The organism is Pseudomonas sp. UF-293 (assembly GCF_058245595.1).
In genome coordinates this window covers 1-263 of sequence record NZ_JBSICA010000093.1, presented here as the reverse complement: position 1 = coordinate 263, position 263 = coordinate 1, and the positions used below count along the sequence as shown (strand labels likewise).

The following is a 263-nucleotide window of genomic DNA, read 5'->3' as shown; positions in this document are numbered from 1 at the left end:
CGGGTCGACCGTGCGCACACCGGTGGCGGTGGCAATGGCGATGGGGGCGAAGATTGCCAGGTAGATCAGCAGAACCTTGGACAGCTCGCCGATGCCGCACCAGATAACGATCAGCGGCAGGTAGGCCAGAGGCGGGATCGGCCGGTAGAACTCGATCAGCGGGTCGAGAATGCCGCGGGCCACGCGGTTGTAGCCGATGGCGATACCCACCGGGATGGCGGTGAGGGTGGCAGCCAGCAGGGCCACGCCGATGCGCCCCAGGC

The 263-nt window shown here is 67.7% G+C and carries 1 protein-coding gene; it reads right to left on the bottom strand.

Translation table 11 applies throughout. The annotated features are described in order from the left end of the window. Positions 1-263, bottom strand: a 263-nt coding sequence (locus AC4IHP_RS27905; protein ID WP_490833296.1) for an ABC transporter permease subunit, incomplete at both ends; no start/stop codon positions are given.